Source organism: Rhodoblastus sphagnicola (genome assembly GCF_002937075.1).
Lineage (GTDB): Bacteria > Pseudomonadota > Alphaproteobacteria > Rhizobiales > Beijerinckiaceae > Rhodoblastus > Rhodoblastus sphagnicola.
The window spans coordinates 1-21,756 of record NZ_NHSJ01000055.1 but is presented as its reverse complement, the minus strand read 5'-3'; the positions used below and the strand labels follow the sequence as shown (position 1 = coordinate 21,756).

Below are 21,756 nucleotides of genomic sequence, written 5' to 3'. Positions count from 1 at the left end.
TCCAGCATAGGCAAGCCAATAGGACTCCTCATACGTCGTTTTCGCGGCAAGTCCAAATCGTCTGTCGAGGATGTGGGCTTGCGCGCCTCGACATGCGCCGGCGCGCGGCGACCGGACAGCGAAGCCGTCCGCGTCCGCACGCCCGGTTAGCATAAAATAAACCTGAGATTGTCATGATGTAGCTATCAATCCAGGATTGAAGTCGCGGCCTTTCGCGACCGCCGCATTCCCAAGAGGACAAAATGGGTCGTTTCGTTCATCGTTTCGAGGATCAGACCCGGCCGGTCGGCAAGCACGACGGCGCGGCGGAGACCGTGAAATTCGTCGGCCAGTTGCTGCTGGGCACGTTGACGGTCGCCTTTCTGTGCGGCATCTCCTGGATGATGGCCTCTGGAGATTCGCGCTTCTTCATGCGCTTCGTAAATCATTATTTCTGAAAGGCTTTCGCGGCCTCTCGCGCCGCATTGAAGAAGGCCTCCACATCGCCCGACCGGGTGCGGTGGTTGAAGATGGCGCAGCGGATCGCCGTGTGGCCGTCCAGACGCGTCAACGACGGCGCCGCGACGCCGTCCACATGCAGGCGCTCGACCAGAGCGCGATTGGCGGCGTCATCGGCGTGTTTCAGCCGGAAGCACACGATGTTGAGCGGAACCGGCGCCGCGCGGACAAACTCTTCCGACGCGTCGATCAGGCCGGCGAGGACGCGGGCGTCGGCGCAATTGCGCTCCATGCATTCGCCAAGCCGCGCAAACCCATAGGCGCGCAGCGTCATCCACACTTTGAGCGCGCGAAAGCCGCGTGAAAGGTCGGGGCCGAGGTCGCAGGGCCAGATTTCGCCCTTGGCGAGCCCGGTTTCGGTGCGGGAGAGATAGGCCGCCGGCGCGGCGAAGGCCGCTCGTTGCGCCGCGCCGTCGCGCGCCAGAATAAACCCGGCGTCATAGGGAACATGGGCCCATTTGTGGAAGTCGAAGGCGATGGTGTCAGCGCGTTCAATGCCGGCGACCAGCGGCTTGAGCTTGTCGGAAAACACGGTCAGGGCGCCAAAGGCGCCATCCACATGCAGCCAGAGTTTTTCCCGCGCCGCGAGGTCGGCCAGTTCCTCCAGCGGGTCGAACGCGCCGAAATTGACCGTTCCCGCCGAGGCGACCAGCAGAAAGGGCCGGTCGCCGCGCGCGCGGTCGGCGGCGATGGCCGCGCGTAAAAGGTCGAGGCGCATCCGGCCGTCGGCATCGCAGGGAATTTTCCGCAGCGCCGCCGTCCCGAGACCCGCGAGATCCATCGCCTGTTCGACGCAGCCATGGGCCTGGGTCGAGGCATAGGCGCGCAAGCTCGCGCCCTGAAGACCGTTTTCGCGGACGTCCGCGCCAAGCGCCGCGCGCCGCGCCATCACCACGCCATGAAAATTGGCCTGCGACGCCCCGGTGACGAACAGACCCGAAGCGGTCGCGGGAAAGCCGAAAAGTTTCGCCATGGCGGCGGCGATCTTTTTCTCAAGCGCGACGCCGACATGGTTGCGCCCGCCGCAATTGAGGTTCAGCCCGGCCGACAGCAGTTCCGCCACCATGCCGACCGGCGTTCCCGCGCCATGCGCCCAGCCGAAAAAGGCGGGATGGCGGTTGCCGACGCCAAAGGGTTGGATGTCGCGGACAAATTCGGCCAGAACCTGTTCCAGACCAACCCCTTGCGCCGGCGCCGCGTCATCGAGCCGCGCCAGCGCGTCGGCCGGCGTCTCGCGCCAGACCGGGCGCTCACGCAAGCTCATGAGGTCGTCGAGCGCGTCGTCGAGCGCCCGATGGCTCAGGCGGCGGAAGTCCTCCCAGTTTTCGGGGTCGAGGCTGTCGTTCAGGGTCATCGTCCAAATTCCGCTTGGCGCTCCGGGCTTAAGTGACTATCCCGGACTTGCCCGGAGCTTTTGCATGGCGCGCCTCTATTTCGACCATAACGCGACCTCGCCGCTGCGCCCAGCGGCGCGCGAAGCTGTTGTCGCGGCGCTGGACGCCGGCAACGCCTCGTCCATCCACGCGGAGGGGCGCGCGGCGCGCGCGAAAATCGAGAACGCCCGGTCACTCCTTGCCAGGCATTTCGGCGTGAAACCGGAGCTTGTCGTCTTCACCTCCGGCGCGACGGAAGCCGCCAACACGGTCCTGCGGCCGGCGCTGGTCGGCCTCGCTTGCGAAAACCTGCTGATCGGCGGCGGCGAGCACCCCTGCGTGGCGTCCGGCCACGGTTTCGCGGCGACGGCGCGCGTCGCGCTCGATGGCGACGGGCGGCTCGACTTCACCGATCTCCGCGAAAAACTTGGGTTTTCGCGCGCCCCCATGCTGGCGCTGCAAGCCGCCAACAACGAAACCGGCGTGATCCAACCGGTCGCAGAAGCCGCCGCCCTGGTCCATGAAGCCGGCGGCGTCGTGGTTTGCGACGCGGTTCAGGCCCTCGGCCGCGTGGACTGCGCCTTCGCCGCGACCGGCGCGGACGTGCTGTTCGTCTCCAGCCACAAGATCGGCGGCCCCAAGGGCGTCGGCGCCGCCATTTTTTCGCGCCGCGCCGTGATTCCGGCGCAGGCTTTTGTGCGCGGGGGCGGGCAGGAGCGGGGCCATCGCGGCGGCACGGAAAATGTCGCTGGCGTCGCCGGCTTCGCCGCCGCGTTCCAGGAGGTTTTGGCAAAGGGCGCGGACGAGATGACGCGGTTGCGCGCGCTGCGCGACCGGATCGAGGCTGACGTAACGGCGCTCGCGCCGGAAGCCATCGTGTTCGGCGCGGGCGCGCCGCGTCTGCCCAACACGCTCGCCTTCGCGCTGCCCGGTCTCGCTGCGGAAACCCTGGTCGCCGCGCTGGATGTCGAGGGCGTGGCGATTTCCTCCGGTTCGGCCTGCTCCTCGGGAAAAGTTTCGGCGTCCGCCGTGCTGGCTTCCATGGGGGTTCCGCCCGAAATCGCGCGCTGCGCCTTGCGGATTTCGCTGGGATGGCCAAATAATGAGCAGGAGGGCGTAGCTTTTCCTTCAATTTTGGCTAGAGTACGACAACGGATGCGGAACCGGGCGTAAGCTCGGGGTGCATTCTATCCATAGACTCAACCAGCGGGCCTTGAACCCGCGTTAGGTGAGGAGAGAGTGAATGGCGGCGGTCCAACAGACGGTCGACACGGTGAAGACGCTCGACGTCGACGCCTATAAATACGGTTTCTCCACTCAGATCGAATCCGACAAGGCGCCCAGGGGCCTGAACGAGGATATCGTTCGCTTCATTTCCGCGCGCAAGAATGAGCCGGACTGGCTGACGCAATGGCGGCTCGACGCTTTCAGGCGCTGGCTGACCATGGAAGAGCCGCGCTGGGCGCGGGTCGATTATCCGAAAATCGACTATCAGGATCTCTATTATTATTCCGCCCCCAAGGGCACGGCGGGACCAAGAACGCTCGCCGATGTCGATCCCGAACTTTTACGCGTCTACGCCAAGCTCGGCATTCCCCTGAGCGAGCAAGAAGCGCTGGCGGGCGTGCAAGAGCGCCGCGTCGCCGTCGATGCGGTATTCGATTCCGTCTCCGTGGTCACAACCTTCAAGGAAGAACTCGCCAAGGCCGGCGTGATCTTCTGCCCGATTTCCGAGGCGGTGCAGACCCACCCGGAATTGGTAAAAAAATATCTGGGCTCGGTGGTGCCAGCCACCGACAATTATTTCGCCACGCTCAATGCGGCGGTGTTTTCCGACGGATCGTTTGTCTACATCCCGCCGGGCGTGCGCTGTCCGATGGAGCTGTCCACTTACTTTCGCATCAACGAGCAGAACACCGGCCAGTTCGAGCGCACGCTGATCATCGCCGACGCCGGCTCCTACGTGTCCTATCTTGAGGGATGCACGGCGCCCAAGCGCGACGAAAACCAGTTGCACGCGGCGGTGGTCGAACTGATCGCGCACGATGACGCCGAGATCAAATACTCCACCGTCCAAAACTGGTATCCCGGCGACAGCGAGGGCAAAGGCGGCATCTACAATTTCGTCACCAAACGCGGCGATTGCCGCGGGATTCGCTCGAAAATCTCGTGGACGCAGGTGGAGACGGGATCGGCCATCACCTGGAAATATCCTTCGTGCATTTTGCGCGGCGATTTTTCACGCGGCGAGTTCTATTCCATCGCCATTTCAAACGGCTATCAGCAGGTCGATTCCGGCACGAAAATGCTGCATCTCGGCAATGACACGTCGAGTCGCGTCATCTCGAAAGGCATATCCGCCGGCCATTCGCAAAACACTTATCGCGGCCAGGTGTTCGCGCATCGCAAGGCTTTGCGCGCGCGAAACTTCACCAATTGCGATTCCCTGCTGATCGGCAATCAATGCGGCGCCCACACCGTGCCCTATATCGAGGCGAAAAACTCGACCGCACAATTCGAGCACGAGGCGACCACCTCCAAAATCTCCGACGACCAGTTGTTCTACTGCATGCAGCGCGGGCTTGAGGCCGAGGAGGCGACCGCGCTGATCGTCAACGGATTCGTGCGCGACGTGCTGCAACAATTGCCGATGGAGTTCGCTGTCGAGGCGCAAAAACTCATCGCCATTTCGCTCGAAGGCAGCGTCGGCTGACAGGGTTTTGCACAATGCTTGAAATCGAAAATCTTCACGTCTCCATCGCCGGCAAGAAAATCCTCAACGGCCTCACCCTCACGGTGGAGGATGGTCAGGTCGCGGCGATCATGGGTCCGAACGGCTCCGGCAAATCCACCCTCTCCTATGTCGTCGCGGGCCGCGCCGATTACGAGGTGGAGCAGGGGTCCATCCGCCTCGACGGAATCGACCTTCTGCGGAAATCGGCGGCCGAACGCGCCGCCCTTGGCCTGTTCCTGGTGTTTCAATATCCGCTGGAAATCCCCGGCGTCGCCACCATGACGTTTCTGAAAGCGGCGATCAACGCGCAGCGCCGCGCGCGCGGTGAGAGCGATCTGCCAATCCCGGACTTCATGAAGCAGGTGCGCGCCGCCGCGCAAAAACTCGACATTTCCCAGGACATGCTCAAGCGCCCGGTCAATGTCGGCTTTTCCGGCGGCGAGAAGAAGCGCATGGAAATCCTGCAAATGGCGCTGCTGGAGCCGCGCTTCGCCATCCTCGACGAAATGGATTCCGGCCTCGATATCGACGCGCTGAAAACCTGTGCGGAAGGGGTGAACGCCTTGCGCGGAAAAGACCGTGGCCTGCTGGTGATCACGCATTACCAGCGCCTGCTCGATTTTATTTCACCCGACATTGTGCATGTGATGTCGCGCGGCAAAATCGTGAAAAGCGGCGGTCCGGAACTGGCGCTGGCGCTGGAAGCCAGCGGTTATGCCGAATACGCGGAAGGAGCGGCGGCGTGATTGCGCTTGCGCCCAGCAAGGCCGACGAGGCGTTTGCAACACTTCTCCCGGCCGACGCCTCCCCGTCCGAACGCGCCTCCTTCGCGCAGTTCAGGCAGGCGGGCCTGCCTAGCCGTCGTGTCGAAAGCTGGCATTATTCCGACCTGCGCGCCCGGCTGCGTACAGTGCCGCCGCTGGCCGCCGCGCCGGACGACGCGTCGCTCTCGGTCGCGCGCGGCAAGCTCGGCGCGAGCGCGCGGCTGCGGATCGTCACCGTCGATGGATTTTACGCTCCGGACCTCTCCGACGATGTCTCCAAAATCGCCGGCGTCGCCATCGCGTCGGCCCGGGAGACGGATTTTCTCGGCGCCGCCGCCGATCCGCTGCTCGATCTCAACGCCGCTCTTTCACGCGGCGGATTCGTGCTGGACATCGCGGCGGGCGCGCGCATCGACCCGGTGATCGAGATCGTCGCTCTGACCGGCGCGCAGACAGACCGCAGCCGCTTCGGCCGCAACCTCATCCGCCTCGGCGCGAAAGCCCGCGCGCAAATCGTGGAAACCCGCGACGAGGGTTTCGCCGGTTTCGGCGACAGCGCGCTGTTCATCGAACTCGGTGAAGACGCGCAACTCGATCACGCCTGCCGCTGCCGCGAGACGGCCGGCGTCGAGTTGCAGTCCTTCACCGCCACGCTCGCCGCCCGCGCCAAATTGCGTTCGGTCGCCCTGCTGGCGCAAACCCCGTTTCTGCGTCGGCAATATTTCGTGTCGCTGGCGGGCGAGGGCGCGCAATTGCACCTCGGCGGCGCCGCCGTTTTGGGCCGCAACGATCATGCCGACGTGACGCTGGTGGTGCGCCACGACGCGCCGCATGGACTGAGCCGCGAGACCTTCAAATATGTGCTGGCCGATCACGCCAACGGCGTCTTTCAAGGCAAGATCACCGTGCCGCCGCACGCGCAAAAAACCGACGGCAAGATGATGTGCCGGGGCCTGCTGCTCTCGGACGAGGCTGCGCTCTCGGCAAAACCGGAGCTGGAGATTTTCGCGGATGATGTCGCCTGCGGCCACGGCGCGGCGGTAACAAAACTCGACGCGCAAAACCTGTTCTATCTGGAGACGCGCGGCATCCCAACAATCGAGGCGGAAAAAATCCTGATCGACGCCTTCGCGGCCGACGTGTTCGACGCGCTCGAAAGCGAAGTTCTGCGCGACCTGCTGCGCGTCGATCTTTCCGAAATTTTAGGCGAGGAGACGCTGGTATGAACCAGATGAAGCCGATTTACGATCTGACGAAGATCCGCGCGGATTTCCCGATCCTGAGCGAAAAGCCCTATGGCAAGCCGCTGGTCTATCTCGACAATGCCGCCAGCGCGCAAAAGCCGCGTCAGGTGATTGAACGCGTCACCCATGTGTTCGAGCATGAATACGCCAACGTCCATCGCGGGCTGCATTATCTCGCCAATGCCGCGACCGACGCCTATGAAGCCTCGCGCGAAAAAATGCGCGCCTTCCTCAACGCCGGCTCGACCGACGAGATCATTTTCACGCGCGGCGCGACGGAAGCGCTCAATCTGGTCGCCTCGTCCTACGGCCTTGCGCACATAAGCGAGGGCGACGAAATCGTGCTCTCGATCATGGAACATCATTCCAACATCGTGCCCTGGCATTTTTTGCGCGAGCGCAAGGGCGCGGTGCTGAAATGGGTCGATGTCGAGGATGACGGAAGCTTTTCGCTCGACCGTTTCGAGGCGGCGCTGACCGACAAGACCAAGATCGTCGCGCTGACGCACATGTCCAACGTGCTGGGCACGGTGACGCCGGTGAAGGAGATCGTGCGGATCGCCCACGCGCGCGGGATTCCGGTGCTGATCGATGGCTCGCAGGGCGCGGTCCACACGCAAGTGGACGTGCGCGATCTCGACGTCGATTTCTACATCGTCACCGGCCACAAGCTCTATGGTCCCACCGGCATCGGCGCGCTCTACGGCAAGAAGGAATGGCTGACAAAGCTGCCGCCCTTCGCCGGCGGCGGCGAGATGATCGAGACCGTGACATGCGAAAATGTCACCTATGGCGTTCCTCCCCACAGATTTGAAGCCGGCACGCCGCCGATCGCCGAGGCCATCGGCCTTGGCGCGGCGCTGGATTACATGGACTCCCTCGGCCGCGACGCCATTCGCGCCCACGAGGCCGATCTCGCGGATTACGCGGGCGCGCGCCTCGCGGATCTTTCGTTCCTGCGGTTGTTTGGCACGGCGCCGGATAAAGGCGCGCTGTTTTCCTTCGAGATGAAAGGCGCGCACGCCCATGACGTCGCGACGGTGATCGACCGCGCCGGCGTCGCCGTGCGCGCCGGCACGCATTGCGCCCAGCCGCTGCTGGCGCGCTATGGCGTGACCTCGACCTGCCGGGCGTCGTTCGCCCTCTACAACACGCGCGAGGAGGTCGACGCCCTCGTCGCCGCTCTGATCCGCGCCGCCGATTTGTTCGCCTGATGGATGAAGCCAGGACAAGCCCGCAATGACCGAAACCGACACCCAGCCCAATCATCCTGTGATCGCCGCCGACGCGCAGGTGCGTCCGGAGGATTACGACCGGCTCACCGACGATATCATCGCCGCGCTGAAGACGGTCTACGACCCGGAAATTCCGTCCGACATCTACGAACTCGGCTTGATCTACCGCGTCGAGATCGACGACAGCCATTTCGTGAAGATCGACATGACCCTCACCGCGCCGGGTTGCCCGGTGGCGGGCGAAATGCCGGTCTGGGTCGAGAACGCGGTTTCGTCCGTGCCGGGCGTGGCCGGCGTCGACGTGAAAATGGTGTTCGACCCGCCGTGGGACCAGAGTCGCATGTCGGACGAGGCCCGCGTGGCGCTGGACATGTGGTGAGCGCGGACGGGGACGCCGCCGCTTAGATCCATCAGCGTCAATCGGCGCCGGGAACGACAACCTCGCGGTCGGCGGGCCATTTCATGCGATAAGCAAGGCGCACCTCCTTGCTTTCATTGGGCGCGAGCGAAAAACGCCAGTTCAGCAGGCCGCGCTTGCCCTCTGGGTCCTTGTCGGCGCCTTGCGTGGTCTGCGGCAACAGCTCGACATTGATGGCGTTGGTCTCGGAATAGGGCGTCTGGTCCGCCACCAGCAGGTTGACCGGGAAATCGTGCAGATTGCGCAGCACGGTTTTATATTCGCGCGTCTCGGTCTTGGTCTGGCCATACCAGTTCGGCTCGTTTTCCTTGCGCTTGATCGGAGCGCGCGTGACGCTCACCCGCTCGTCCGGCCCGAAACCGAGATCCGCGGCCTCTTGCGCCGCGACCATTTTCAGCGCGCCCTGTCCGATCATGGCGCCGTCGCGATAAAGAGTTACGGGGCCGGGCAGCAGCGGCGCCTCCTCGCCATTGACGAAATGCGCCGCGAGGAAGGCGCGCGGATCGAGCGCGGGCGCGGTCTTCCAACTCAGTTCCACGGCGGGTGTCTGCGCCGACAGCGCGACCAGTTTGGTGGTCCCGTCGGAAGCGAGACTCACTTTTCCCGGCGCGCGGAAAAACGCCTGCACGCCATGGGATTCGATCTGGGCCATTTGTGGTTTGGCCGCCTCGCGTCGCTTCGGCATGGCGGAATCCTCGGCCATGGCAGGCGGCGCGGCGGCGGGCGCCGGCGCGGCCCGCATCGCCGCGCCCATTACCGGCGGCTCGAAAAAGTCGATTCGTTGCGGCTGCGGCTCGGGCGCGCTGGCGCCGGAGGCGGCGGGGAAGGCGGCGAGGCTGAGGGTCACATTGTCAAAATCCTCGCCGGTGCGTTGGCTGATCGCGGCGCGCCGCAGCAATTCCAGCTTCGATCCCTTGCCCTTGTCGCCGGTGGTCAGCCGCGCCTCGTACGCGGGCGTCCAGCGCGCGCCGCGCAGCCGATAGGTCAGGCTGAGCCGGTATTTGCCCAAAACCGGCGCCTCGACATCGACAGCCACATCCTGCGCCGCGCCGCGCGGGCCGGGCGCGGGTTTTGCCGCCTCCAGCGCCCTGATCCGGGTCTCGATTCCCGCCACGGCGGCGCGCGCCAGTCGCAGATCCTCGCCGTTCCTGGCCAGCGCGCTTCCCAACAGATCGAAGGCCGCGCTCCAGTCCGGCGCGGAAAAAGGCTTGTCGTCGCTGGCTTGCGGACCCTTTTGCCCATAGGCCTGAATCATGGCCACTTTCGCGGCGAGGGCGTCCACCTTGACCTGCGCGGCCTCGCGTTCGTCGCGCAGCGCTTTGAGTTGAGCCTCGAACCCGGAATCGGGTTTGGCCGCGGTCCGGCGCACGTCCACGGCGCCAAGAATAAGCGCATTGTCGCCCTCGCCGGCGATCTGAAGGGTGGACGCGTCGAGAGACGCCGGCAGGCCGCGCAGCACGACGCGGCTCGCCCCGGCCGGCAGATCGACTTCGATGGCGCGGGTCGCCTGCGCGGCGTCGGGATAGAGCGTGACGGACTCGATCCGCGACGAGGCCTCGATCTCCGCCGCTTTGAGCGCGGGGCAGGCGAGGCACAGGGCGGCGAAAGACAGCAGCAGGCGCATGGGAGTCGACTCCGGGTCGGAAGCTTGGCCGCAGTGTAGCCGCGCGATTGCGTGTTTTTTTCGACGCAAACCCGGCTTGCGCGGCGAGTACTGGACATTTCCGCCGGCGCCGCCAAAGTCCTCGCGGTTTGAGGAGAGAGACGTGACCGCATGGATTCGCGCGCAACGCGCCCTCAACGGCAGCGCGGTGACTTTGCTGGTTCTGACCGCCGCCATGTGGGGCGCCAACGGCGTGGTCAGCCGCGCCGCCGTGGGCGAGGTTCCGCCGCTCACGCTGGTGACACTGCGCTGGCTGGTGGTCTGCGGCCTGCTGCTGCCGTTTCTGCGCGGAAAATTGCGCAAGGCCGCGCCGGTTTTGCGGGCGCGGAAAACCTATCTCGTCTTGATGGCGCTCTGCGGCTATACCGGCTTCAACGTGCTGTTCTATCTCGCGGGCTCGCGCACCAGCGCGGTCAATATCGTGCTGCTGCAAGGGGCGATCCCCGCGACGGTGCTGGCGATCGGGGCCTTGTTCAAGGGTTTGCCCGCGACCCCGCTGCAAATCGCCGGCATGGGCTTGTCCTTCAGCGGCGCCGGCCTGATCGCCACACACGGCGATATTTTCGCGCTTGGCGCGTTCTCGCTGAATGTGGGCGACGCCATGATGCTCGCGGCTTGCGTGCTTTACGCGCTCTACACGGTCGCCCTGCGCGAAAGACCGCCGCTCGCGCCGCTGGTGTTCTTCTCCGGCATGGCGATCGCGGCCTTTGTCGAATCCTTGCCCTTCTTCGCCTGGGAGATCGCCTCCGGCGGCTTCTTCTGGCCGACGCCGAAAGGCTGGGCCTTCGTCCTGTTTGTCGCGCTGTTTCCGTCGCTGATCTCGCAAATCTTCTTCATGCGCGCGGTGGAGTTGATCGGGCCGGGGCGGGCGGGCATTTTCACCAATCTGACGCCTTTGTTCGGCGCCCTGTTTGCGATAAGCCTGCTCGGCGAGCCGTTTCACGCCTACCATGCCGCCGCCATGATTCTGGGCTTGTCTGGCATAGCTCTGGCCGAATGGGGCGGCCGAAAATGAGTCTTGGCATGAACCGACGCGGATTTTTGACACTGATGGCGGCGCTGGCCGCCAGCCCGGCTTTCGCCGACGAGTTCTCCGGCTTTGTCGAAAACCTGCGCGGCCCCGCCCGCGAGGCTGGCGTGTCGGACGATATTTTCGAGTCCGTCGCCGGCGGCTTGAGCCTGGATCCCTCGCTCTCCGGCAAGCGCGCGGGGCAGGGCGAGTTCACCCGCCCGCTCAAAACCTATGTCGATGAGGCCGCCTCGCCCAGCCGCGCAAAAACCGGCCGCGACATGGCGCAAAAAAACGCCGCCGCTTTAGCCTCCGCCGCCCGCGCCACGGGTGTGCCCGGCGAGATGATCGTCGCGCTCTGGGGCATGGAGAGCGAATTCGGCCGTTCGCGCGGCGACCGCGACATTTTCCGCACCCTCGCCACGCTCGCCTTCCTGCATCCTGACAATCCCGTCTATGCCCAGGAATTCGTCGCCGGCCTCGTGCTGCTGCAAAAAGGTTTCGCGAGAGACAAGCTGAAGGGCTCGTGGGCGGGGGCTATGGGCGATCCGCAATTCATGCCCTCGGCCTATCTCAAATACGCCAAAAGCGCATCCGGCTCGGCGCCGGACATCTGGAGCGCGCCGGATTCGCTGCTTTCCATCGGCAATTTCCTGCACGAAAGCGGCTGGGTCGCGGGCCTCACCCCGCTGATCGAGACGCGCGCGCCGGAAACTTTCGACTATGCCACGCTGAAGCAGGATTTTTCCGCTTGGCGCGCGGCGGGTTTTCAAAAACTCGACGGCGGTGCGTTGCCGCGCGAAGGCGTCGCCATGCTGTTCTTCCCGGCTGGCGCCGACGGCCCCGCCTTCCTGCTCAGCGAAAATTTCTTCGTGCTGAAGGCCTATAATTTCTCGGACTCCTACGCATTCGCCGGCGCGGTGCTGGCAGAGCGCATCGCCGGGCGCCCGGTGTTGCAGCAGAAATGGCCCGTCGAGGCGCAGCCGCTTTCGGCGGCCGAGCGCGAGGCGATCCAGCGCGGCCTGACCTCAAAAGGCCTTTATGATGGCAAGATCGACGGGCGATTCGGTCCGGTGACGCGGCTCGCCATCCACGCCTTTCAGCGCGGCGCTGGCCTGCCAAGGGCGGATGGCTATCCTTCGCGCGCCGTGCTGGAATTGCTGTACGCGAAGCCGTTATGAACAATCTGGCAAGTTTTGGTGATCCTGGAGACAATGATGAAGACAAGCATTTGCGCACTGGCGCTCGCCGTCGCGCTGGCCACGCCCGCGCTGGCGCAAATCGCCTCGGGCGCGCCCTATGAGCCGACCCGCGCGGCCCTGCTCGCCAAGGGCTGGAAGCCCGAGGTCTCCTATGGCGCGCGCATGAACAACGGCAAGCCGCTCTACCATTTTCCGGAAATCTGGTGCGGCCCGGAAATCTGCCGCGCCAAATGGCGCGACGCCCAAGGCCATCCCCAGGCGATCATGTTGAACCGCGGCTTCAACAAGGACCATACCGTCGCCGGGATGGAGTGATACGAAATCCGAATGATTCATTTTTGATTTCGTATTCCGTTCGCGCGGAATTCCGCTTCCAACTCAAGGAATTCCGCGCGATCTTGTTTCCGCGAATCGCGATCCTGCGGAAACCGTATGACGCGGTCAGGGCGCGTCCGGAAGGTTCAGCGCCTTGCGCAATTCCGCCCGCGCCGCCGCAAGCTCCGCTCGATAAGCCGGGTTCCGCGCCATGACGCCGTGGACGGCATAGGCCAGCGCCCGGCTGGCTTCCACGTCGCTGGGATAATGCGCGCCGCAGATGTTTCGGGCGCGGCCGTAATCCGCCGCGCGGGCGAGAATTTCCGCGCGCCGCTCCGGGACCATTTCGACCAGCGTGAGGCCGAGCAGCCAGCCGACCATGGCGTGGCCGCTCGGATAGGAATTGCTCCTGGACGAGGCCGGGCACGCCGGCCGCAGCGTGGGATCGGCGACAAAGGGCCGCTTGCGCTGGAACAGATCCTTCGCCGCATCCGCGTTGGCGTCGGCGTCCGCGACAACGCGCGCGCCCAGCGCGGCGGTCAGCGGCAGACTGGCCTGCGTGAACATCTCGCCGAACAGGTTTTGAAACAGGAAAATCGTCTGGTTGGCGCCATCGGCGCGCGCGACCTCCACCTGCTGCGGCGTGCGCGTAAGCTCGATCTCGTGCAAGCGCGCCAGATCGGCTTTTTGCGCGTCGGACCCCTCCGCCGGCGGATCGGGCAGGATCAGAATCGCCTCGGATTGTTCGGGCGCGACGAAAGCCGCATCGTGCGCGAAGGCGGCGGGCGTCAGCGCCAGCGCCACATAAAGAACAACAGCCCCATGAACGGCGGATTTCACCATGTTTCCCCCAAGCGATCTTCCTCCCGAACGACAGGCGCTTCGCCTGTATCGCCGCCAAATTCCACCTTTGCGATCAGGCAATGATGCGACGCAGCAAAAGCAATTGACATTTTGTGCGGCGCAACATAGGCTGTTCTTCGTAGCGCGGGCCTCGCCTGTGCTGCAGCCCTCCTTGGGCGTTTCCTCCCTAGACTTGGGCCGCTGTTTGCAGCGGCCTTTTTTTTGTCAGGGCGGAACCGGGCGATTGAGGCGCCGGCAACGCGGACGCTGCATGCGCGCGTTTACCGCAGCACGGTCGGCTTCACCCACCATTGCGGATGCGCGGCGGTGATCGCGCGCGCCGCCGCGCCCGCCTGCCGGCAGGTGTCGAACAAGGCGAAACAGGTGGCGCCGGAACCGGACATGCGCGCCAGACGGCAGCCGCGCGCGCCGGCGAGCGTCGCCAGCACATGGCCGACGATGGGGGCGATCACGCAGGCCGCGTCCTCCATGTCGTTGCGGCCTTTTTTCAGCGCGCGCAGAAAACTCTCGAAGTCCATGCCGTCGGTGACAGAGGGATGCGGGCCATAACCAAAGCTTTGACCGGGTTTCAGGCCAAGTTTCTGGAACACGGCCTTGGTTTCGACGGGCACGCGCGGATTGACCAGCACGGCTGGCAGCGCCGGCAGTTTCAGCGCCGGTCCGAGCTTTTCCCCAACGCCGCGCATAAATTTCGCGCGGGGATCGAGACAGACCGGCACATCCGCGCCGGTGCGCCGCGCGGCTTCGTAGAGCGTGGGGGCGTCGGCGGCAAGGCCGTTGGCGGCGGCCAGCAGCCGCAGCGCAGCGGCGGCGTCGGACGAGCCTCCGCCGACGCCCGCCGCCACCGGCAGCTGCTTGGTCAGATGGAAGGCGCCCGTGCGCAAGTCGGGTTTTTCCGCGCGCAGCGCGCGTTCGACCCGCGCCACCAGATTGTCGCCGCCGTCTCCCGCCTCGATCGCGGTCGGCCCGGAAACCTCCAGCGAAAACAGATCGTCAGGCGCGAAGGTGAGCAGATCGCCCGCGCCGGCGAAGGCGACCAGGCTCGTCAATTCGTGGTAGCCGTCGGGCCGCCGCCCTTCGATGTGGAGCGTGAGATTGATCTTCGCGGGCGCTCGGGCGTGATGGGTCTGGGTCATAGCGCTTTCAATTCGGGGGCGGGAATGAAGTCCGCATCCCCCTCAATGCCCGGAAATCGTCCGGCAATCCAGTCCTCGCGCGCCTCGACGATGCGCGCGTGGCTGGCTGAGACGAAATTCCACCACAGGAAACGCGGCCCGTCGAGCGGATCGCCGGCGACCAGGGCGAGGCGCGCCGCCGTTTTCGCGCGCAAGGCGATGTCGGCGCCGGGTTTGAGCACGATCAGGCTCTTGTCGGAAAAAACCTCGCCCTCGATCTCGATCGCGCCGGAAATCAGATAGAGCGCCCGCTCCTCGTATGTGCGGCCTATTTCGTAAGCCGCGCCGGATTCGAGGGTGATTTCGGCCAACTCGCAGGGGCCGAACAGATTCTCGACCGGCGCCGCGACGCCTTCCAGCGCGCCAATGACAATTCGGGCGCGAAAACCATCGCCTGCGATCAAGGGAAGTCGCCCGGCATCGTAATGGCAAAAACTCGGCGCGATTTCGGCCCGCGCCTGGGGCAAGGCCAGCCAGAATTGCAGCCCGGCCATGCGTCCGCCCGTGGCGCGAAATTTTTGCGGCGAACGCTCGGAATGGACGATGCCGCGGCCGGCCACCATCAGGTTGACGGCGCCGGGCGTGATCTCCTGGTCGTTCCCGAGCGAATCGCGATGAAACAGCGCGCCGTCGAGCAAATAGGTGAGTGTGGCCAAGCCGATATGGGGATGCGGCCGCACGTCGAGGCCAAGTCCGGGCGCGAAATCCGCCGGCCCCATTTCGTCGAGAAAGACAAAGGGCCCGATCGAGCGCCGGGCCGGCGCGGGCAGGGCGCGGCGCACACCGAACCCGCCGATGTCACGCAAGGGTGGAATGATTCGGGCTTCGACCGTTTCGCTCATGGCGCGCTCACTCCACGTCGAGCTTTTCGACCCCCTTGGCGGACCCGTCGGCGCCCTGCACGATTTTCTCGATGCGGGCCTCGGCGCTCTTCAGCAGGGCGTCGCAATGTTTCTTCAGGAACTCGCCGCGCTCGTATAGCGAGATGCTTTTGTCGAGATCGACATTGCCCTTTTCCAGCGCGCCGACGATCTCTTCGAGTTCGCGCATGGCGGCCTCAAAGGTCAGCGGTGAATCCTTGGCTTCCATGGGCGCTCCGTTTTGAAACCCGGTCAGTGTGGAAACTTTACCACCTCCGACACTGCCGCCGCAGTACACGACCTTGTGATTCGAATCGAGGGAATGAACGCGCTAGCGTGCGGTTGCGTTGTGGAATTCCTGTTTCGGAGGCGGTCATGAAGCAGTCAGCTCTGTTCGGTCGTCTATTCCTTGTCACCGGCGTCTTGGCGGGACTCGCCATGCTCGCCAACCAGCCCGCTCCGCCCGCGCGGACGGCGGAGCCGAGACCTGCGGCCGCTCAGGTCGTTCCCGCCTTTCTGTTCGACCGCGCGCCGCGCCCGGCGGCCAGCGAGATGCGCAGCATTGTCGTGGACCGCGATCCGCCCGAACATTGCTTCGCGCCGCGCTCGCAGGCGACCGCGACGCAACGCTTGGCCTGCGGCTGATCAGGGAGCTTCCATGAGTGGTCGGAAGGGTCTGGGCACAGCGCCGGAATGGTTGAGTCTTTCGAAGGCGGCTATCCCCGCCGGCTCGTTGCCGTTGGGGTGGACGAGGATCACGCCTCCCGGTCCTGGCTTCTCGCCCAGGGCCAGCCAGGAATCGGCGCCAAGCGGAATCAAATGCGCTGCGCGCAAGCGGGTCGCCCAAGCGGAATTGGAAACAAGCCCAGGATAGCGGAAGAACACGCTGGGCGTCTCGCCATTGGCGATCAGCAGTCGCTCGACATTGACGATTTCGTCCTCGGGATCGAGTCCCTTGGTCAGAATGAAAGTGTCGCCGTCCGGCAGGCTGGGCCGGAACGGGTGGGTGAACGAGTGATTTGTCCACAGGATGTCCAGCCGTTTTTCCGCCTTTTCTTTTCGCAGCCAGCGAAAATCATCCCCATGTTGCGTGACCCACAAGCCGGTAACGGACAGGGCGATCTTTGCGTCCTGCGTTTCCAGATTTTGCAGGAACCTCCGCTCCAGCGGCTTGTGTGACGGGCAGAGATCGCCGGTGACGAACACGCCGCGATTGTCGCGCGCGTGGGTCAGGCCGGCGTTTTCCAGCCAACTCGCGCCGGGAGGCAGTTTTTTGCCGGTCGCCGCGCCAAATTCCTCCACCGCGCGGATATAGCGGCTTTTCCATGCGTCCGGCCCCGCCTCGCGACACGTCCAGCAGGCGGCGCGCTCCAACCGGGTCTGCAGCGTTTCGGGATTGACGGTCAGCAACAGTTCCTCGCCATCGACTTTCATGTCGCGAATCGCCAGAATCGCGGTGTCGTCGCGTGTGCAGCTTTCCAGCATCATCTGGTAATCGGTGACGCGCTCCAGCGACCGCAAGGGCTCGTCGAGCGGCGCCTCGATCCGGACTGGCGTGGCGCAATCGTCCGCGCGCGCCGCGCCGCATGCGCAAAAAGCTATTGCCAAGGCCAATAAAAATCGTTTCATGACGAACCCATGACTGACGCAATGGCAAGCGCCGAGAGCTTCCATATCGAAATCGCCGCCCGCGACGCAAGCGAGGCGCAGGCTAATGCACAGGCGCTGGGCGCTGAAGTCGCCGCCGAATTCGGCCCGCGCGACGAGGAGGCGTTCGCCCTGGTCGCCCGCGACGGCGCCGGCGCGCGCATCGGCGGCGTCAACGGCGTGATCCACTGGCGCTGGCTCTATATCGCGCAGTTTTACGTCGCCCCACGGGCGCGCAGGGCGGGCCTCGGCCGCGCCCTGCTGGCGCGCGCGGAATCCCTGGCCCGCGCGAAAAATTGCGTCGGGATTTATCTCGATACCTTCAGCCCTGCCGCCCGCGCTTTTTACGAGCGCGGCGGCTTTGTCATCGCCGGGCGGATCGAGAATTTCCCGCCAGGGGCGGCTCGGGTGTTCCTGTCAAAAGGTTTCGGCCGCAGCGATACTTTCCCGCTCTCCCAGCGCGCGGGAAGCGGGGGAAGGTGAAGGGGCGGGGGCATTGGCCTCGACGTCGTCAGGAAAGCCTTTGCGCTTGACTCAATGAGGTCTCGTCCGAACGCCGCGGCCTTCGTCGCGTTTTATTCCGCCGCCATTATGCGCGCGGCTGGCCGCAGGGCGCTGGAAATGGCGTCGATGAGACGTTTGGCGGAAACCGGCTTTTCGAGATAGGCGCTGGCGCCAAGCGCAAGCGCGGCTCTCCGGAACGCGCCCTCGCCCTTGCCCGTCATCACCACCACGGGACAGTCGGGCGCGTTTTTCCCGATCTCGGCCAGCAGATCGAGGCCGGTCACGCCGCCGGGCATTTCGATGTCGGTCAGGATGCAGCCGATGTCATCGAACTCGCGGGCTTGCAGGAATTCTGCGGCCGACGCGAAAGCTTGAACGGGGAAGCCCGCGTCCAGTAGCGTCATTTCGACGGCGAGGCGCGTCAGGCAGTCATCATCAATGACACAAATGGCGGACATGGCGACCCCCAGGGGCCTTCATCGACCCCGTATTAACGCCTTCAGTACAACAACGCCCTCAGTACAATTTGAGTAAAAAATGATGCGCTCACGAAAGTTAATGATCCATTAACTCGCGAATTGCATCCCAAGCAATTCGCGAGTTGAAACCGCCCTGATCCTGGCCGATTACAGTTCAATCCTCGCGATTTGCCGAGGAATATTGCCGAAACGTCACCCGGGATCACATCATCGTGATCCCGGCGTGACAACACCTTTCGGAAGCGTCGGCTAAACCCGCATAGGCATCAGCACATAGAGCGCGCTGGCCCCGTCGCGGTCCTGGATGATGGTCGGCGAACCCGAATCGTTCAGTTTGAACAGAGCCGTGTCGCTGTCGAGCTGGCCGGCGATGTCCAGCAGGTAGCGGGCGTTGAAGCCGATTTCGAGCGGCCCCCCATCGTAATCGACCTCAAGCTCCTCGACCGCCGAACCGGAATCCGGATTGGTCACCGACAGCACCAGCTTGCCCTCGGACACCGCGAGCTTTACAGCCCGCCCGCGTTCGGAGGAAATGGTGGAGACGCGGTCCACGGCCTCGGAAAAGTCCTTGCGCTCCACCGTCAGGAACTTTTCGTTCTGGGTCGGGATCACGCGGCCGTAATCGGGGAAGGAGCCGTCGATCAATTTGGTGGTCAGCACCACCGGCCCGATGGTGAAGCGGATCTTTGTGGACGACAGTTCGATCCCGATCTCCGTCTCCGGGTCCTCGATCAGTTTTTGCGCCTCGGCCACGGCCTTGCGCGGAACGATAATGCCCGGCATGCCCACGGCGCCCGCTGGCGCTGGGGTTTCGAGCCGCGCCAGCCGATGCCCATCCGTCGCCACCGCGCGCAAGAAAGCCTGACCCTCGACCTCCGCGACATGCATGAACACGCCGTTGAGATAATAGCGGGTTTCCTCGCTGGAAATGGCGAATTGCGTCTTGTCGATCAGCCGTTTCAGCTCCGGCGCGGCGAGTTTGAACGCATGCGTCAGTTCGCCGGCCGCGAGATCGGGGAAATCGCCCTCAGGCAGGCTTTGCAGGTTGAAGCGCGAGCGCCCGGAGCGCAGTTGCAACTGGCCGTTTTCCCCGGCCTCCAGCGACACCTGCGCGCCATCGGGCAATTTGCGCACGATTTCATACAGCGTATGGGCGGGCAGGGTGGTGGCGCCGGCTTGGCCGACGTCGGCCGGCACGCTCTCCGTCACTTCCAGATCGAGATCGGTCGCTTTCAATTGCAGGCCGTCCCCGCTGGCGCTCAGCAGCACGTTGGACAGAATCGGAATGGTGTTGCGCCGTTCGACGACGCGATGCACATGACCAAGCGATTTGAGCAGGGCCGATCTCTCAAGCGTGACTTTCATCTGAACGGCGATCCGAAACGCGAACTTAAAAGGGGGGCAAGACTGCCCTGCCGCTGCGCACAAGGCAAGAGTTTTGCGCCGCAAATCCACGGTTTTGGCGGGCCGGGCGAAATCGGCGCCGCGCATCAACTTTTTTTTCGGCCTTTGCCGATTTGGGATAGCGGCCATCTTCGACCAAAGTCTATTTTACTCCGACGAAACCGACGACGGAAAAATCCATGGCCTATGTGCAGAGCGTCAAGGGACAAACTTTTTGCTTCGACGACCTCAAGACCCTGCTCGCCAGGGCGACTCCGGCGCGCTCCGGCGACGCGCTCGCAGGGATAGCCGCGTCCGACGACAGTGAGCGCGCCGCCGCGCAATGGGCGCTCGCAGACCTGCCACTCAAAACTTTTCTCAACGAGCAGGTCATCCCCTACGAGCAGGACGAAGTCACGCGGCTGATCGTCGACAGCCATGACGCCAACGCCTTCGCCCCGGTCTCGCATCTCACCGTGGGCGATTTCCGCAACTGGCTGCTGTCCGACGCCGCCGACGAGGCCGCGCTCAAAGCCCTGTCGCCCGGCCTGACGCCGGAAATGGCGGCGGCGGTGTCGAAAATCATGCGCGCGCAAGACCTCATCCTGGTCGCGCGCAAATGCCGCGTCGTCACCAAATTCCGCAACACAATCGGGCTACCCGGCCGCCTCTCGACCAGACTGCAACCCAATCACCCCACCGACGACCCGGCGGGCATAGCGGCCAGCGTCCTCGACGGCCTGATGTACGGCTCGGGCGACGCGGTGATTGGCATCAACCCGGCCTCCGATTCCATTCCGGCGGTCATAAAGCTCGTCGCCATGCTCGACGAAATCATCTCGCGCCAGAACATCCCGACGCAATCCTGCGTCCTCACCCACGTCACCACCAGCATCGAGGCCATTTCGCGAGGCGCCCCGGTCGATCTGGTGTTCCAGTCCATCGCCGGCACGCAGGCCGCCAACGCCAGTTTCGGCGTCAATCTCGCTGTGCTGAAGGAGGGCCGCGACGCCGCGCTGTCGCTCAAGCGCGGAACGCTCGGCGACAATGTCATGTATTTCGAAACCGGCCAGGGCTCGGCGCTCTCGGCGGAAGCCCACCACGGCGTCGACCAGCAAACCGTCGAGGCCCGCGCTTACGCTGTGGCGCGCGCATTCAAGCCGCTGCTGGTCAACACGGTGGTCGGCTTCATCGGCCCGGAATATCTCTACAACGGCAAGCAAATCATCCGCGCCGGCCTGGAAGACCATTTTTGCGGCAAGCTGCTCGGCGTCCCAATGGGCTGCGACATCTGCTACACCAACCACGCCGAGGCCGACCAGGACGACATGGACGTGCTGCTGACCCTGCTCGGCGCGGCCGGCGTCAATTTCATCATGGGCATCCCCGGCTCCGACGACATCATGCTCAATTACCAAACCACCAGCTTCCACGACGCGCTCTACGCTCGCCGCGTGCTGAACCTGTCCCCCGCGCCCGAATTCGCGGCATGGCTGGAGCGCGCCGGCATTTTTGTCGACGCGGCGGCGGCGAAGCTGGGGCAAAACCTGCCGTCCCAGTTGCGCGCCCTGGCCTTTGGAGGCGCCCAATGAGCGAAGTCACAAAAAACCCCTGGACCGAGCTGCGCCGCCTCACCGCCGCGCGCATCGCGCTGGGCCGCGCCGGCACCAGCCTGCCCACATCAGCCCATCTCGATTTCCAGTTCGACCACGCCCGCGCCCGCGACGCCGTGCACCGCCCGCTCGACGCCGACGCCGTCGAGGCGGCGTTACACGCCCAAAACCTCGACGTGTTCCGGGTCCACAGCGCCGCGCCCGACCGCGCGACTTACCTTCAGCGCCCCGACCTCGGCCGCCGCCTCGACGAATCTTCGCGAGAAAAACTGCAACCAAACCCTTGCGATCTCGCGCTGGTCGTCGCCGACGGCCTGTCCTCGCTCGCCATCGAGACCAACGTCGCCCCCTTCCTCGCCGTGCTGCTGCCCATGCTGCGACAAGAAAACTTCACCCTCGGCCCGGTCGCGCTCGCCGCGCAAAGCCGCGTCGCGCTCGGCGACGAAATCGGCCAAGCTTTGGGCGCTAAAATCGTGCTGGTGCTGATCGGCGAGCGGCCGGGCCTGTCCTCGCCCGATTCCATGGGCCTCTACCTCACTTACGCGCCGCAAAAAGGCCGCACCGACGCCGACCGCAACTGCATCTCCAACATCCGACCGGAAGGCCTCACCTACACCGCCGCCGCGCGCAAAACGATCTATCTTCTAGGCGCGGCGCAAAAACGCGGACTGAGCGGCGTCCAACTCAAGGACGAAACCGACGCCGACGGCCTGACGCTGACGAGCGAAGCGGTCGAGGCCTCAGGCTTTGGATAGCTCCGGACGCGCTTCGCTCGT

23 protein-coding genes are annotated in these 21,756 nt (G+C 64.6%); 14 read left to right on the top strand and 9 right to left on the bottom strand.

The genetic code is table 11. From position 1 onward, the window contains the following. The first annotated feature begins 242 nt into the window (after nucleotides 1-242). Entirely contained in the window at nucleotides 243-437 is a 195-nt protein-coding gene (locus CCR94_RS08590) for a hypothetical protein (protein WP_104507461.1), read from the top strand. Here the strand turns inward: CCR94_RS08590 and CCR94_RS08585 are convergent. Continuing rightward, on the bottom strand, nucleotides 428-1,852 hold the full coding sequence (locus CCR94_RS08585; protein ID WP_104507460.1) for a pyridoxal phosphate-dependent decarboxylase family protein: 1,425 nt from the start codon (nucleotides 1,850-1,852) through the stop codon (nucleotides 428-430). The genes CCR94_RS08590 and CCR94_RS08585 overlap by 10 nt on opposite strands. Nucleotides 1,853-1,916: 64 nt before the next feature. Here CCR94_RS08585 and CCR94_RS08580 point away from each other — a divergent pair, with 64 nt between their 5' ends. From CCR94_RS08580 to CCR94_RS08555, 6 genes are all read left to right on the top strand, one after another. Beyond that, nucleotides 1,917-3,044, top strand: coding sequence for a cysteine desulfurase family protein (locus CCR94_RS08580; RefSeq protein ID WP_104507459.1), 1,128 nt, complete (start codon nucleotides 1,917-1,919; stop codon nucleotides 3,042-3,044). A 70-nt stretch (nucleotides 3,045-3,114) separates the two neighbouring features. Then, on the top strand, nucleotides 3,115-4,584 hold the full coding sequence (gene sufB, locus CCR94_RS08575) for a Fe-S cluster assembly protein SufB (RefSeq protein ID WP_104507458.1): 1,470 nt from the start codon (nucleotides 3,115-3,117) through the stop codon (nucleotides 4,582-4,584). A 14-nt stretch (nucleotides 4,585-4,598) separates the two neighbouring features. Then, a complete protein-coding gene (gene sufC / locus CCR94_RS08570; RefSeq protein ID WP_104507457.1) occupies nucleotides 4,599-5,351 on the top strand; it encodes a Fe-S cluster assembly ATPase SufC in 753 nt (250 codons plus the stop codon). Then, the gene (locus tag CCR94_RS08565) at nucleotides 5,348-6,595 is read left to right on the top strand and encodes a SufB/SufD family protein (RefSeq protein ID WP_158254682.1); all 1,248 of its coding nucleotides are present in this window, start codon (nucleotides 5,348-5,350) and stop codon (nucleotides 6,593-6,595) included. The genes sufC and CCR94_RS08565 overlap by 4 nt, the downstream gene beginning before the upstream one ends. Next, nucleotides 6,592-7,827: a cysteine desulfurase gene (locus tag CCR94_RS08560; protein ID WP_104507455.1), complete on the top strand. Its 1,236-nt coding sequence runs from the start codon at nucleotides 6,592-6,594 to the stop codon at nucleotides 7,825-7,827. The genes CCR94_RS08565 and CCR94_RS08560 overlap by 4 nt, the downstream gene beginning before the upstream one ends. 25 nt (nucleotides 7,828-7,852) lie before the next feature. After that, complete coding sequence (locus tag CCR94_RS08555; RefSeq protein WP_104507454.1) at nucleotides 7,853-8,227, top strand: SUF system Fe-S cluster assembly protein; 375 nt, start codon at nucleotides 7,853-7,855, stop codon at nucleotides 8,225-8,227. Between the two features lie 37 nt (nucleotides 8,228-8,264). Here CCR94_RS08555 and CCR94_RS08550 read toward each other — a convergent pair whose 3' ends face one another. Then, nucleotides 8,265-9,890 carry a mucoidy inhibitor MuiA family protein gene (locus CCR94_RS08550; RefSeq protein WP_158254681.1) on the bottom strand — a complete coding sequence of 542 codons (1,626 nt, stop codon included), beginning with the start codon at nucleotides 9,888-9,890 and terminating at the stop codon, nucleotides 8,265-8,267. A gap of 142 nt (nucleotides 9,891-10,032) precedes the next feature. On the opposite strand from CCR94_RS08550, the gene CCR94_RS08545 reads away from it, so the two are divergent. The 3 genes from CCR94_RS08545 to CCR94_RS08535 are packed head-to-tail and all read left to right on the top strand — an operon-like array spanning nucleotide 10,033 to nucleotide 12,455. Further along, on the top strand, nucleotides 10,033-10,944 hold the full coding sequence (locus CCR94_RS08545) for a DMT family transporter (RefSeq protein ID WP_244593997.1): 912 nt from the start codon (nucleotides 10,033-10,035) through the stop codon (nucleotides 10,942-10,944). A gap of 8 nt (nucleotides 10,945-10,952) precedes the next feature. Continuing rightward, nucleotides 10,953-12,119 (top strand): lytic murein transglycosylase, encoded by a 1,167-nt coding sequence (locus tag CCR94_RS08540; RefSeq protein WP_244593996.1) that lies wholly within the window; start codon nucleotides 10,953-10,955, stop codon nucleotides 12,117-12,119. 36 nt (nucleotides 12,120-12,155) lie between these two features. Further along, nucleotides 12,156-12,455, top strand: a complete 300-nt coding sequence (locus CCR94_RS08535; RefSeq protein WP_104507452.1) for a hypothetical protein — start codon at nucleotides 12,156-12,158, stop codon at nucleotides 12,453-12,455. Nucleotides 12,456-12,581: 126 nt separating this feature from the next. Here the strand turns inward: CCR94_RS08535 and CCR94_RS08530 are convergent, their stop codons facing one another. The 4 genes from CCR94_RS08530 to CCR94_RS08515 all read right to left on the bottom strand — a co-directional run bounded on the left by CCR94_RS08530 (nucleotide 12,582) and on the right by CCR94_RS08515 (nucleotide 15,583). Beyond that, nucleotides 12,582-13,298, bottom strand: a complete 717-nt coding sequence (locus CCR94_RS08530) for a phosphatase PAP2 family protein (RefSeq protein WP_104507451.1) — start codon at nucleotides 13,296-13,298, stop codon at nucleotides 12,582-12,584. Between the two features lie 281 nt (nucleotides 13,299-13,579). Then, nucleotides 13,580-14,455: a 4-(cytidine 5'-diphospho)-2-C-methyl-D-erythritol kinase gene (locus tag CCR94_RS08525; RefSeq protein ID WP_104507450.1), complete on the bottom strand. Its 876-nt coding sequence runs from the start codon at nucleotides 14,453-14,455 to the stop codon at nucleotides 13,580-13,582. After that, nucleotides 14,452-15,336, bottom strand: coding sequence for a pirin family protein (locus tag CCR94_RS08520; protein ID WP_104507449.1), 885 nt, complete (start codon nucleotides 15,334-15,336; stop codon nucleotides 14,452-14,454). Before CCR94_RS08520 ends, CCR94_RS08525 begins: the two co-directional genes overlap by 4 nt. A 7-nt stretch (nucleotides 15,337-15,343) precedes the next feature. Beyond that, nucleotides 15,344-15,583 (bottom strand): exodeoxyribonuclease VII small subunit, encoded by a 240-nt coding sequence (locus CCR94_RS08515; RefSeq protein WP_104507448.1) that lies wholly within the window; start codon nucleotides 15,581-15,583, stop codon nucleotides 15,344-15,346. Between the two features lie 146 nt (nucleotides 15,584-15,729). Between CCR94_RS08515 and CCR94_RS08510 the strand changes: the two genes are divergently transcribed. Next, nucleotides 15,730-15,999: a hypothetical protein gene (locus CCR94_RS08510; RefSeq protein ID WP_104507447.1), complete on the top strand. Its 270-nt coding sequence runs from the start codon at nucleotides 15,730-15,732 to the stop codon at nucleotides 15,997-15,999. Here the strand turns inward: CCR94_RS08510 and CCR94_RS08505 are convergent, their stop codons facing one another. After that, nucleotides 16,000-16,983, bottom strand: coding sequence for a polysaccharide deacetylase family protein (locus CCR94_RS08505; protein WP_146089913.1), 984 nt, complete (start codon nucleotides 16,981-16,983; stop codon nucleotides 16,000-16,002). Between the two features lie 9 nt (nucleotides 16,984-16,992). Here CCR94_RS08505 and CCR94_RS08500 point away from each other — a divergent pair, with 9 nt between their 5' ends. Continuing rightward, nucleotides 16,993-17,484 (top strand): GNAT family N-acetyltransferase, encoded by a 492-nt coding sequence (locus CCR94_RS08500; protein ID WP_244593995.1) that lies wholly within the window; start codon nucleotides 16,993-16,995, stop codon nucleotides 17,482-17,484. A gap of 92 nt (nucleotides 17,485-17,576) precedes the next feature. Here CCR94_RS08500 and CCR94_RS08495 read toward each other — a convergent pair whose 3' ends face one another. Then, nucleotides 17,577-17,963, bottom strand: a complete 387-nt coding sequence (locus tag CCR94_RS08495) for a response regulator transcription factor (protein ID WP_104507444.1) — start codon at nucleotides 17,961-17,963, stop codon at nucleotides 17,577-17,579. Nucleotides 17,964-18,233: 270 nt separating this feature from the next. Further along, the gene (gene dnaN / locus CCR94_RS08490; RefSeq protein ID WP_104507478.1) at nucleotides 18,234-19,349 is read right to left on the bottom strand and encodes a DNA polymerase III subunit beta; all 1,116 of its coding nucleotides are present in this window, start codon (nucleotides 19,347-19,349) and stop codon (nucleotides 18,234-18,236) included. Nucleotides 19,350-19,567: 218 nt separating this feature from the next. On the opposite strand from dnaN, the gene CCR94_RS08485 reads away from it, so the two are divergent. Then, the gene (locus CCR94_RS08485) at nucleotides 19,568-20,959 is read left to right on the top strand and encodes an ethanolamine ammonia-lyase subunit EutB (RefSeq protein WP_104507443.1); all 1,392 of its coding nucleotides are present in this window, start codon (nucleotides 19,568-19,570) and stop codon (nucleotides 20,957-20,959) included. Further along, complete coding sequence (eutC, locus tag CCR94_RS08480; RefSeq protein WP_104507442.1) at nucleotides 20,956-21,735, top strand: ethanolamine ammonia-lyase subunit EutC; 780 nt, start codon at nucleotides 20,956-20,958, stop codon at nucleotides 21,733-21,735. Before CCR94_RS08485 ends, eutC begins: the two co-directional genes overlap by 4 nt. Nucleotides 21,736-21,756: the final 21 nt, after the last annotated feature.